The organism is Devriesea agamarum (genome assembly GCF_900070355.1).
GTDB lineage: Bacteria > Actinomycetota > Actinomycetes > Actinomycetales > Dermabacteraceae > Devriesea > Devriesea agamarum.
In genome coordinates, this window is the sequence record NZ_LN849456.1 from 2,222,379 (window position 1) to 2,235,253 (window position 12,875).

Here is a 12,875-nt window from a genome sequence, read left to right on the forward strand (position 1 = left end):
TGTTGTGATGGCAGTGGAGAAGCCCTCGGGCGCGGCCGAGGGGTGGTGAGATGTTGATCTCGTTTTGTGGTTCAAACAGGGTTCGAGCATGTGTGAAATATGCATACTGAAGATTAGCTGAATGTTTCATGGGTGAATAGGTCAGGCATTTTGGTCTGCATGTTAGGGCCTTTTGGACCGCACATTCTTCAAGGTCAACCCTTTGGTGGATGATCGTTATGACGCGGCGTCATAAACTTGAGGCATGTCAACCGCACCACTCGGCACGCCGGCCGCCACAGAACCGGCACCTGCCGCCGACCCCCGGCGTTGGAAAGCCCTGGGTGTTCTAGCCCTCGGCCTCGCGCTGATTGTGATCGACGGTTCCATCGTCTCCGTCGCGCTTCCGGACATCATCAGTGACCTCCGGCTCGACATCACCGACGCGCAATGGGTGAACTCCCTATACGCCGTCGTGTTCTCCGCACTCCTCCTTCTGTCAGGCCGCCTGGGCGACCGGCTCGGACGCCGCACCCTATTCATTGCCGGGATCATCGTGTTCGTTGGGGCCTCAGTGTGGGCCGCCTGCGTCGGTAGTGGGGCCGGGCTGATCACCGCCCGCCTAGTACAAGGCATCGGCGGCGCGCTCATCATGCCGGCCACGCTCTCCACCGTGAACGCAACCTTCCGCGGCAAAGAACGCGCCGCTGCCTTCGGTGTGTGGGGCGCCGTGATGTCCGGAGCCGCCGCGCTCGGCCCACTGCTCGGAGGCTGGCTCACCTCCAGCTTCTCCTGGCGGTGGATATTCCTGGTGAACGTACCGATTGGCCTCGCAGTCATCGTCGGCGGCCTGCTCTGGGTTGCCAACACCCGCTCATCCACCGATGGTGCTCGTCATGAAGGGATCGACATCCTCGGTGCCGTCCTCAGCGGCCTCGCGCTGGGCAGCATCGTGTTCGGCATTATCGAAGCCACCACGCTCGGCTGGTGGACCCAGGGTCACCCGCTGCACGTGCTCGGATACGACCTGAACGGTCCGGCGGGAATGTCGCTTGCCCCCATCATGATTGGCCTCGGGGCAGTTCTGCTCATCGCCTTCATTCTCTGGGAAGCCTGGCGCGCACAGCGGGGGCGCAGCGTGCTGCTCGACCTCAGCCTGTTCCGCCTGGCGACGTTCTCCTGGGGCAACCTCACCGCGATGACCGTTGCGGTCGGCGAATTCGGTCTCCTCTTTGTTCTGCCGCTCTACCTCGTAGACGTCCTCGGTCTCAGCACCCTGCACGCCGGGTTTGTGCTCGCGGCAATGGCACTCGGTGCCTTCTTCTCCGGTGCCTCCGCTCGGCACGTTGCGGACCGCTTCGGAGCCCCGGCGACCGTCATCATCGGGCTCGCCCTGGAAGTTGCCGGAGTGCTCACCCTCGGGTTCATCCTCGGGCCAGACACCTCACCCTGGATGCTGGTGCCGGTCCTCATGGTGTACGGGGTCGGCCTCGGTCTCGCCTCCGCCCAGCTGACCAGTACCGTTCTTGCGGATGTCCCCACGGATCAGTCCGGGCAGGGATCTGCCACCCAGTCAACGGTGCGCCAGCTAGGGACGGCGCTCGGTGCCTCCATCGCCGGAGCTCTGCTCGCAGGAGGGTTGAGCGCGGGAATCGCCGATATGAACGGGCAAGCCGCGCAGCTCGCGCACAGTGTTAAAGACTCTGCGGGGGCAGCGCTCATGGCCTTTAGGGACCAGCACCTTCCCAACGCTCTGTTCGATCCGCTGCTGACGATGTTTACCGACGCCAGCCGGTGGAGCATTTTCGGGGCGGCTATCTTCCTGGCGCTCGGCCTGATTGGCGCTATTCAAGTGGCTCGCGTCGCCCGGCGCAGCGCCCACGCCGACGTGCTCGGGGCTCGTCGCTGACACGCTCATCCCGTGACATCGTTCCCGCCCACCTGATCCCGACGAACCGCATCCGTCAAGATCGCTATTCGATAGATCGCGCCCCGGCAGAGAGGAATCTGTCGGGGCGCGATCACGCGGGATGGGTCTCACAAACCCTGCGGAGCCGTTGCGTCAACCGCGGGCCCCACGGAGAGTTGTGCGGGCGACAGCTTAGAAATCGATATCGGAGGGATCTGGTCCGATCCGGCCATCGGGGCGGTCAAGCTCATGAATGGCGGCGATGTCGTCATCACTCAGGGTGACCTTCAGCGCCTCAAAGTTCGAGACGATGCGTTCCGGAGTGACCGACTTCGGGATGGCGACATTCTTCAGCGCCAGATGCCAGCTCAAGATCACCTGGGCTGCGGTGGCGTCGTGTCGTTTGGCGATGCCGGTTATGACCGGGTGAGTGAGCACATCCTTGCCCTGTCCCAGCGGTGACCAGGCCTCGGTCACGATCTTGAACTCCTCGTGGACCTCGCGCAGACGCCGCTGCTGGAAGAACGGGTGAAGCTCAATCTGGTGAATCACAGGAACGATGCCGCTTGAGTCAATCAACTCCCGCAACTGCGGTTCGGGGAAGTTCGATACACCGATAGAACGCACGCGCCCCTGCTTTTGTAATTCAATAAATGCGCGCCAGGTGTCAAGGAAGAGACCGGCCTGGGGCTTTGCCCAGTGGATGAGGTAGAGGTCAAGGGTGTCGAGCCCGAGCTTTTCCATGGAGGTGTCGAAGGCTCGCAGTGTGGAGTCGTATCCCTGATCGGTGTTCCACAGTTTGGTGGTGACAAAGATGTCGTCGCGGGGAACGTCAGTTGCTTTGAGGGCCCGCCCTACGCCGTCTTCGTTGCCGTACACCGCCGCGGTGTCGATATGGCGGTATCCGGTGGCCAGGGCTTTTTCCGTTACCTCGGCGGCAACATCGTTATCGACCTGCCACAGTCCATATCCGAGCTGGGGGATGGTGTTGCCATCGTGGAAACTAACGTTGGGGGCGGTGAGCATATAGTTATCCTTTCGGGCCGGTGATCGGCGAGAACGATTCGGACCCTCTCAGTATGGTCAGCTTATGAGCGGCATCACAAGTTGGGTTGAGTCCAGTGGCCGATAGCTGCGGCTGAGGATGACGGCTGAGGTTGCGACCGAGGTGGGCAGCTGAGATCGGCCTGAGACCAGGCTGAGGGTAGCGAGACTCTACTTTTCCGTGGCGAAGTAGGACGCGTTCTTGGCGAGCCATTTCAGTGAATTCGGCAGGTGATTCACCCACAGGTTCACAAAGTGTCCGCCCGTCTTAGTTTGCTCAACCGTGAGTGCAGTGGGGCCGTGCGCTGCGCTGACCGCGTTTCTCATGCGCAGCAGGGATGCACGGGGGAGGTCATCTTTTCCTCCGGAGAAGAAGTAGATGCTCACCGCAGGCTTATGGTGGCGTACAAGATCAGGCAGGTTGTATTTGGGATCGCGGCTTGAGGTGTGGGCCTGGCCCTTGGCGTAGTCCGGTTCAAAATACCCCGCCAAGGTGATGGCCGTGGGTGCAATGTTGGGATGGCGAACCGTCACCATGGAGGCGCACCAACCGCCGGCGCTGTAGCCGAGCGTTGCCCAGGCTTTGGGGTCCTTAATTGTGCGCATATGGGTTTTAGTCCAGTTGACGACGTCCTGCGTAATCCAGGTTTCCCACCGATTCTTACCGTTGGACGGATCCACGCACTCGGTGTCGTTGCTGCCGGGGTACACGTTCGGTGAGACCACGATGGCCTGGCGCATCTCACCGTTCTTCACCAGATCGTCCATGGTGGGGCCGAGCGGGAAGGGTTTGATCCAGGCTTCCGGGGCACCGGGAATCCCCGGGAACGCGAGAATCACCGGGTAGTTCTTGTTCGGATTCTGCATGTAGCCGGACGGCAGGTACACCAGAGCGGTGTTGGTGACGTCGCTAGCTTTGCCAGGGACGGTAACGGTCACCCATTGGCCGGTGGACACATTTTTGACGGCACCGCCGAAGGCAGGGTCGGCGACGGGGTTGCGCTGGAGGGCGGTGATCCCCTTGTCGGCGTCGTGCTCTGATATGATCTCGTGCCCGGTTTTGCCGGGGGTGCCGCCGAAGCCTTCGGCGGAGGTCTGGTCGTCGGCGCTTCCGAAGCTCAGCAGATCGGACCAGGTCGGGAACATTTGGTTTGCGCGGTTGATCGCGAGGAACACCGTCATCATGACCAGGACTGGTAGGAGCACCACCACGATTACCTGGGTGATGATTCCGCCGACTTTGCGGTGTAGCCACAGCAGGCGTGGCGCGACGATGATTCCGAGGAGGAAAACGATCACCGCTGCGATGCCGAATATCCAGCCCAGTGCGGGGCTCATGATGTCGAACGGGCCCAAGGGCTCCTCCTTTATTGCATTGTTCCCGAGGTGAGTCACGCTGGCGCCGTCGGGACACCGTTCGGCAGATTGGGCCAGAGTTCTCGTTGAACCTAAGACCTTAGTGTGAATGATCCTCGAATGAACTCTGAAAGGATCCTGACATGTATCGGGGATGCGGTTTCAGATGGTAGGCAGCGGCCTGCTGAGGTCCCCTTGACGCTGACGGCGGGGCAAAAAATGGCTCGTACTGGGCCAGCCAGGTTAACGCGCCCGGTGTTTTATTGATCCACAGCTGGATGAGATGCCCGCCCGCTCTGGTCAACTCGACGGTGAGGGAGGTCGGACCCTTAGCTGAGGCCACCGCATCCTTCATTAAGGCCAGCGTGCGTTGAGGAATCTTGTCTTGGCCCCCCGCAAAGAACAGCATGGTCACCGGAGGTTTGCGTTCGCGCACAATCCGCGGCAGATCATAGGTGGGGTCACCCGGGGGAGTGCGCTGCTGTCCCTTCGCGTAACTCGGTGTGAAGTACCCGGCCAAGTTAATTGAATTAGCAAAGAGATCGGGATGGCGGACAGAAAGCATTGATGCACACCAGCCTCCGCCGCTATAACCGAGTGTGACCCGGGCGCGAGGATTATTAATGGCGCGCAAGTGCGTCTGCGTCCACTCCACCACATCACGAGTTATCCACGTTTCATAATGGCCTTTGCCCTGTGCGGGATCTACACACTCGGTGTCGAGCTGTCCGGGAAACACATTGGGCGCCACCACAATGGCCTGACGCGCACTGTTCTCCGCGGCAAGCTTTTCAATCGTCTGATCGAGCTTAAACGGGTGCTCCCACACCAGAGGCGTCCCCGGAAGCCCCTGAAACGCATAGATCACCGGATAGATGCGGTCGGGATTTTGAAGATAGCCCGCCGGTAAATACACCCTGGCCTGATCCACCACATCGCTAGCGCGGGCCGGAATCGACACCGCCACCCACTGCCCCTCCGCAGTGGATTGAATCTTCCCGTGAAAGGCAGGATTGAGCTGAGGATTGCGTTGCAAGTGCGATAAATGCGCCGGATCCGGTTCAGCATCAGTGTGCGCGACCTGAGCGTGGTGAGTGCCCGGCGCAGGACCAACCAGCTCCGTGGTGATATGAGGCTTCGCTGACATCGCCATCAGATCGGACCAGGTGGGGTAGATATTGTTTTCCCGATTAACGGCTAAAAAGACGGTCAGCATCGCCAGCACCGGCAAAAAGATCAGCACCAAGATCTGGATCGTGATACCCATGCGGCGCCGAGTACGCAGCAGCCGCGGAACCACCACCGCGCCGACGATGAACAATATTCCGGTGGCAATCCCCGTGATCCAGCCCAGCAGTGGGCTGAGCAGGTCAAACGGTCCTATTTCCACTCTTCGCCCTTTCTCGGTGCCTCATCGCGTAGACGGCTAGCTCACTATCCCAGGTCGGATTGCTGCAGCAGCATTCTCAAAGGTATATGCGCGTAGTATCGCTGGGTGCCCGCACATACGTTACGCGATAGCGAATGGTGAGGCATCAGGAAATGTAAAGGTATGGGGAGTCCTGAATGAGTAAACCGTCGGCTGTGACTCGGATATCGCCGCGCAAAGAACTATGGGCAAGCATTCTCACCTGGGTGTATGTCATAGCGACCGTGTGGTCGATCGGTCTGACCATCTTCCGGCGCGGACACGGTGGCTCATTCCCCGAGTACCTGTTCGGGATGCTTTTGAACATCCCGGTGTTTCCCTCGCTCGCATCGGTTGCGCTCCTCACCCTGCTCACCAGCGCCCTCATCCGGCGTAAACGAGTGGCCCTGCTGGTCGTGGGCATACTGCAACTGGGCGGCCTGATCCTGGCGCTGGAAGCAATCATCGCGGATGTGCTCAACTTCCAGCTTCTGATCGACCTCGATGGCTGGGGGATGACCACCCTGTGGAGCATTATGGACCTGATCAGCGTGCTCATTGCGCTGTCCATGGTGCTGCTGACCTGGTGGCTATGGCCCTGTTTCCCCGCCCGCATGTCGCGCGGCTCCGTCCTCCTGGCGGTTGCGGTGCTAGCCACCGGGTTCGTGGTATCCGTCGCCCTCACACACTTGCTGGTCATCACCACCACCCACCTGCACGGCATGGACTGGCGGATTCTCCGCTACGCCCTGCTCAGGCCATTCGGGCTGGTCGACCCCGGTGTTCACCAGTTCGGGGTGATCCCCCGCTGGATACCGGGGCTCACCGGATTCCTGATCGGCGCCACCATTTTCCTGGCCGCCTACATGTTCCTTCGCTCCAGTCGACGCCGGGGCCTGTGGACAGGCCGACAGGAAGTGACCCTGCGCTCGCTTCTGGCCCGCTCCGGTGAGGCTGACTCCCTGGGATACTTTGCGACCCGACGCGACAAAGACCTGATCTTCTCGCCCGACGGGCAGGCCGCCATCGCCTACCGCGTGGTGGGTTCGGTGTGCCTCGCCTCGGGCGACCCGGTGGGACCGCACAGCGCCTGGCCCGGTGCCATCGATGCCTGGCTCACCCGGGCACGCACCTACGGGTGGATGCCCGCGGTGCTCGCCGCCGGAGAACGCGGCGCACGGGCCTACGCGGACGCAGGGTTGGCGGTAATCGCCCTCGGCGATGAAGCCATCCTCGACAGCAACCGGTTCGATCTGGCCAACACCTCGATGACCCCGGTGCGTCGGGCGGTGGCTCACGCCCGAAAAGCAGGGCTCACCACGCAAATCCGTAGACATCAAGACCTCACCGACGAGGACATGCGGGACGTGGAGAACCTCGCAGAAACCTGGCGCGAAGGCGGGGTGGAACGCGGCTTCTCCATGGCGCTGAACCGGCTAGGAGACCCCGCTGATGGGCAATGCGTTCTGGTCAGTGCACACGACGAACAGGGCCGCATGGTCGGCTTTTTGTCGTTTGTTCCCTGGGGGCGCCGCGGGGCCTCACTGGACTTGATGAGGCGCGCCCCCGAAGCCCCCAACGGCACGAATGAACTGCTGGTCGCCGCCATGATGCAGGACGGATCTAGCCTCGGCATCACCCGAGTCAGCCTCAACTTCGCAATGTTCCGCAGCATCTTCGCCGAGGCGCAGCGGATCGGCGCGAACCCGGTCACTCGCCTGAACTCACACATCCTTGGCCGACTGGACCGGATCTTCCAGCTCGAACGTCTCTACCGTTCAAACCAGAAATTCCAGCCGGAATGGATCCCGCGTTACCTCTGCGCCGAAGGGTTGCTGACCCTTGCCCGCGTGGCCTGGGCGGCAGGCGTGGCCGAGGGATTTATTCCCCGTATCTTGCGGCCCCGCGACACCGAGGCCGGGCAGCTGAGCCCGGCTGAGTTGGAGGAGGTAAAGCGGATCGCAGCTGAGAAACCCGATGTCGCCGATCTCGCTCCCCGACGTTCGGATCAGTCCCGCCACCGGGTGCGGCATTTGGAGATGCTGCGCGAAGCAGGACGCGAACCGTACCCGGTGGGTCTTGGCACCCCAGAACCGCTCGCGGATGTGGCTGCGCTCCTGCACGCTGATCCAGATGAGCGCGGGGACGCGGTGCGAGTTCAGCATGCTGACCAGACCGCGCACGTCACCGCGGGCAGGGTTGTGCGGTTACGCAGCCACGGCGGAGTGACCTTTATTGACCTCATGGATGGACGTACGCGGGTTCAGGTCGTGGCGGAAGAATCTGTCATCGGGGAAGCTGAGCACCGGATGCTGCGCAGCTGCGTGGATACCGGAGACCTAGTGGTCATGACCGGTGTGCTCGGCCAATCCCGCAATGGCACGCCCTCCCTCATGCTCAGCTCGTGGCAAATGGCATCCAAATGCTTGCAGCCGATTCCGTTCGACAGTTTCGAGGATCCAGAGTCGCGTTTGCGCAGGCGTTCCACGGACTTGGTTGTGCATCCGCAGGCGACACATCTGCTGACTGCACGCTCCCGCATCGTCCGGGAGATTCGCAGCTACCTCGTGTCTCAGGGATACGACGAAGTTGAAACCCCCATGCTGAACACGGTGCACGGCGGGGCCAGCGCACGGCCCTTCCGCACCCACATCAACGCCTACGGGATGGACCTCACCCTGAGGATCGCCCCCGAGCTGTATTTAAAGCGGCTGCTGGTCGGCGGAATGGGACCGATTTTTGAAGTGGGACGAAACTTCCGCAACGAAGGTGCGGACGCCACGCACAACCCTGAGTTCACCGCGCTCGAAGCGTATAAACCTTTTGCCGACTACCACGTGATGCGTGAGCTCACGGAAAATCTTTTGAAGGCCGCTGCCCGCGCGATGTACGGGAAGGAAATGCTACCGCTGCGCGATGTGCATCGTGATGATGCGCCTGGGGACGATTCTGACGGTCGGCGAGCCGAGCCCGTTCTCACGGACGTGTCGGGTCCGTGGCCTGTCATTAGCGTGTGCGATGCGGTCTCGGCGGCAGTGGGCCGCGAGATTTCGCTCGACACTGATTTTGAGGAGCTGCTGGCCCTTGCCCATGAGCACCAGATCCACGTCCGCGATGACATGGGTGCGGGAGCTTTAATTGAGGAGCTGTACGGGGAACTGGTCGAACCGGCCACCATCTTCCCGACCTTCTACATTGACTTTCCCGCGGAAACCTCGCCGCTTACCGCCCCCCATCGCAGCACGCCGGGATTGGTTGAGCGGTGGGATCTCGTGGCCAATGCGATGGAGATCGGGACGGCTTATTCCGAACTCGCCGATCCGCTTGAACAGCGGGCGCGTCTGACCGAGCAGTCTCTTAAAGCAGCCGCAGGCGATCCTGAAGCCATGGAGGTGGATGAGGACTTCCTGTTCGCGCTCGAAAACGCTATGCCTCCGGCGGGCGGGCTCGGGCTCGGCGTGGATCGCATCGTGATGCTGCTGACCGACACCAATATCCGCGAGGTGCTGACGTTCCCCTTCGTGAAACCGGCCCGGCGTGGATCCTGATACGTCTGACGGTTACCGCACCCGGTGAGTCGGGATCGCCCTGGGCCGGATTAACTCCGAACTGGATTAGCTCCGGGCCGGATTAGTTCCGGGCTGGGGCGGTGGACTGGCGCACGATCAGACTGCATGGCAACACGGCGTGCTCATCCGACTGTCCTTGTGCAAGGCCAATCGCGATGCGGATAGCGGCTGCTCCCATGTCGGGATGAGGCAGCCTGACCGAGGTGAGAGCGGGAACAAAAGAATCCGCGAACTCTGGTTCGTCATCAAAGCCGACGACGGAGATATCCCCGGGCACCGACAGCCCGGCATCGCGCACCGCCATCACCGCGCCCGCAGCGACCCGATCCTGCACACAAAACAGGGCCGTGGGGCGGATCTCGGGCGGCAGTGTCATCAGCGACGCAGTGGCCCGGTAACCCCCGGCCATGGTCCAGGCTGTTTCCACCACCGGGCACAGCAAAGGGTTCAGGCCCGCCTGCGAAATCACCTCGATAAAGGCAGCCTCGCGCCGGTCGGCCGCTAAGCAGGTGTGGCCCTGCAACATGGCGATCCGACGATGACCGAGCTGAGTTAAGTGCTCAACTGCGTCCCGGGCGCCGCGTTCGTCATCGGGTGTGACCGTGGGAATCACTCGGCCTTGAGCGGCCTCAGCTTCGGCCGCCAGGGCAGTGGGAAAGCAGTTGAGCAGAACCAACGGTTCCTGGCGCATCACCGCCGGGGGAGTGACGGCATCCAGGCTCACGGTCACGAAAATTAACGCGTCAACCATGCGGTCGAGCAATGCGCCCGCGGCACGGTCCGGACTATCGTCAACTGCCACATCCGACAGCAGCGTCATATAGCCCTGGCGGGAGGCTTCAGCCATGGCACCGCGCAGCATCAACCCGGCAAACGGTGAGGTGGTGACCCGGTCGGTGATGACGCCGATAGTGCGGGTGCATGAATCGCGCAGCGCCATGGCCACACTGTTACGGCGATATCCGAGGCGGGCTGCCACGGTGAGGACGCGCTCGCGCGTGGCGTTGCCGACCTCCCCGTCGGCTCGACCGTTTAACACCAGGGAGACCACTGTGCGAGAAACTCCGGCCGCTTGGGCGACGTCCATCGTGGTCACGCGCCGCTTGGAAGAGGTTGCCATGCTTATTGTGCCTGTTGTGCCCGTCGTAGCTGTTATATCTGTTGTGTAGAGGGTTTCTGTGGGGTGTGTGCTATCTATCGTGTTCGGTCTGTCCTCCATCGGGGCGGTGTGCGTCGATCCCGTGGGTGACGGCGTGGACGCACGCGAGCAGAGACGGTGCGGCGTGCGGTGATCGGTCACCGTCCGATCCTTCCATGAATGAGGCCCGATACGATGTCAGGGTGCGTTTAGCAGGTTCCTCATCCCCTTCTGCTCCGCCGGTGCGTCGCCGTCGAGCCAAGCATTACTCCTCAAAGATTTCCGTGAAGTCCGCCGACCGCCGTCGACCACGGAAAGTTCCGGTTTATCACCATCCCACGCGCCGTGTTCGCAGCACCCGTCACTGGGAGTTTTATCCACTGTTAGACGCACTATTTGTGGCAGCGGCCGGGGCCATTACGGTGTGGCTCGCAATTGTGTACCTACGCCAAGGTTTCTCGCTGTCGCCGACCAGGCTGCTGTACCTCCTGGTTTTTTGGGTGATGCTGTCATATCTCACATTGCCTCGGCTGCATCAGGTGCTCACCTGGCTGTATTTGCCCGACTATTTTATTGGCCGCACCCGCACCTCAGACGGGGTGCTGGGGGACCCCGTGAACCTGGCGATGGACGGCGATGAATGGGATATTCACGTGGCGATGCGGCGCGCTGGGTGGGTGCTTGCCGATGAGATCACCCTGCGTTCTAGCTGGAAAATGGCGATTTCAACCGTGTTTAGACGTTCCTACGCGGCAGCCCCGGTATCCTCTCTGTTCCTGTTCGGACGCAGACACGACTTTGCCTATCAGCAGGAAGTCGGCGGATCAACCACGCGTCGGCATCATGTTCGGTTTTGGCGGGTTCCCGATGGGTGGGTTCTGCCCGGCGGGCATAGGGCGCAGTGGTTGGCCGCTGGAACCTTCGACCGCGCGGTCGGATTATCCATGTTTACCTTGCAAATCACCCATAAAATTGATGAAGACATCGATGTCGAACGCGACTACATCATCGACACCCTGCGCTACGCCGATCCCGAGGTGGAGGTGCGCACGATCAAGGACTTTTCGACCGCCTACCACGACCGCAACGGTGGCGGGGACCGGTTGCGCACCGACGGGCATTTGCCGGTTATCAACCTGACCGGCGCGAGTGAGCGTTCACAGGGGTCAACCGCGATGATGCTTCCCCGCCACCGCCCAACCGGAATCGCGGTGATTGGCAGCCGTACATTAGCGGTCCATCACAGCAACCGGCGAATCTCGGGCCATGTGCACGACGCGCTCGACAATGCGATCGACCACCACCTGCCGCCGCCCACGATTGTCTTCACGGCCCTGCTTGCGATGCTCCAGGTGCTGGCTATCGCGGGAATGTGGATTGCCGGGAACCTCGACCTGGACCTGGACTCGATTGTGCAGGACCTTGCGGTGTTGCTGCCGTCGGGCATTAGCTTTGCGTGGACCGGTATTGTGGCGACCGTCGTCGCCGCGGTCGCGTTGCTGCTGGTATTGGGCACAATCGCTCGAAATCGCTGGTGTCGTTTGGGGTTGATGGCGCTCTACCTCGGTGATGCGGTGCTGCGGTTGGTCCTGATGTCGGGGCTGGATCGCAGCCAGATTCATCATTCAGAACTAGTCGGGGTCGGATTGTCGGCGATGGCTTTGATGGCGATCACCTCGGATGCGGCCCGACTGTGGGTGCGCACCCCGAGCGAATAGACCGGTTGCGTCGCTGCTGATGTCATCGTGTGGAGTCGATCCCGGTAACAGGGGAGCATAATCAAAAGCATGAGCATTGTGATCGTCTATGCGAGCCACACCGGTGCCACCCAGACCTTGGCCGAACGTTTAGCGGTGGTGCTTGCGGAGATGGGGTATGCCGCGGAAGCAATTGACGTTGAACGCGATCCCGATCCGGCGACCTACGACGCGGTGGTGCTCGGCAGCGGGATCCGCATCGGTAAAATCGAAAAGAGCGCAAGCACCTGGGTATCTGCTCATCGCGACACCTTGGCTACGCGCCCGCTCGCCCTATTTACCTGTTCCGGTGGGGCGGTCGACCCGGACAATGATGACCCCGCGAAAATCCTGGCGAAAACAGCCAGCAAACTGCCGTCCGCCCCAGTCGCAACGGCTGCGTTTGCCGGGTGGATGTTGGCCGACAAGCTGACCTTGGCTGAGCGGGCAGTGCTCAAAGCCGTGGGCAGCCCGATGGGTGATTTCAGAGATCTCGATGCGGTCGAGTCCTGGGGAAAAACTCTGCCCGCTTTGCTGGGAGTGTGATCCGCGAAAGCTGCGACGACTGGCGTTGCGGTCGGTGACGGCGGGTGTGACGGACTCGCCAAAGCGTGTGAAAAGGTACGGATTCAGGTCACGACTCGGCCACGACGGTGGTCGTGGGTATGACAGATCCCTAGCAGCCCGGTAACCTCCCCTCACAGACTCATCCCAGGAAGGGGTGAGCGCCTTGGTC

General features: G+C 61.6%; 8 protein-coding genes. 4 read left to right on the top strand and 4 right to left on the bottom strand.

Features of this window, described 5'->3' with window-relative positions; genetic code table 11:
• Positions 1-244: 244 nt before the first annotated feature.
• Entirely contained in the window at positions 245-1,888 is a 1,644-nt protein-coding gene (locus tag BN1724_RS09445; RefSeq protein WP_058235153.1) for a DHA2 family efflux MFS transporter permease subunit, read from the top strand.
• Positions 1,889-2,080: 192 nt separating this feature from the next.
• On the opposite strand, the gene BN1724_RS09450 is transcribed toward BN1724_RS09445, so the two are convergent.
• The 3 genes from BN1724_RS09450 to BN1724_RS09460 all read right to left on the bottom strand — a co-directional run bounded on the left by BN1724_RS09450 (position 2,081) and on the right by BN1724_RS09460 (position 5,678).
• A complete protein-coding gene (locus BN1724_RS09450; protein WP_058235154.1) occupies positions 2,081-2,914 on the bottom strand; it encodes an aldo/keto reductase in 834 nt (277 codons plus the stop codon).
• Positions 2,915-3,103: 189 nt separating this feature from the next.
• Positions 3,104-4,288: an alpha/beta hydrolase gene (locus BN1724_RS09455; RefSeq protein ID WP_058235155.1), complete on the bottom strand. Its 1,185-nt coding sequence runs from the start codon at positions 4,286-4,288 to the stop codon at positions 3,104-3,106.
• Between the two features lie 100 nt (positions 4,289-4,388).
• The gene (locus BN1724_RS09460; RefSeq protein WP_058235156.1) at positions 4,389-5,678 is read right to left on the bottom strand and encodes an alpha/beta hydrolase; all 1,290 of its coding nucleotides are present in this window, start codon (positions 5,676-5,678) and stop codon (positions 4,389-4,391) included.
• Positions 5,679-5,854: 176 nt separating this feature from the next.
• Here BN1724_RS09460 and lysX point away from each other — a divergent pair, with 176 nt between their 5' ends.
• Positions 5,855-9,244 carry a bifunctional lysylphosphatidylglycerol synthetase/lysine--tRNA ligase LysX gene (gene lysX, locus BN1724_RS09465; RefSeq protein WP_084252944.1) on the top strand — a complete coding sequence of 1,130 codons (3,390 nt, stop codon included), beginning with the start codon at positions 5,855-5,857 and terminating at the stop codon, positions 9,242-9,244.
• Between the two features lie 82 nt (positions 9,245-9,326).
• Here lysX and BN1724_RS09470 read toward each other — a convergent pair whose 3' ends face one another.
• A complete protein-coding gene (locus tag BN1724_RS09470) occupies positions 9,327-10,385 on the bottom strand; it encodes a LacI family DNA-binding transcriptional regulator (RefSeq protein WP_172797109.1) in 1,059 nt (352 codons plus the stop codon).
• Between the two features lie 194 nt (positions 10,386-10,579).
• Between BN1724_RS09470 and BN1724_RS09480 the strand changes: the two genes are divergently transcribed.
• Complete coding sequence (locus BN1724_RS09480) at positions 10,580-12,121, top strand: LssY C-terminal domain-containing protein (RefSeq protein ID WP_084252946.1); 1,542 nt, start codon at positions 10,580-10,582, stop codon at positions 12,119-12,121.
• Between the two features lie 69 nt (positions 12,122-12,190).
• On the top strand, positions 12,191-12,685 hold the full coding sequence (locus BN1724_RS09485) for a flavodoxin domain-containing protein (protein ID WP_058235160.1): 495 nt from the start codon (positions 12,191-12,193) through the stop codon (positions 12,683-12,685).
• Positions 12,686-12,875 lie beyond the last annotated feature (190 nt).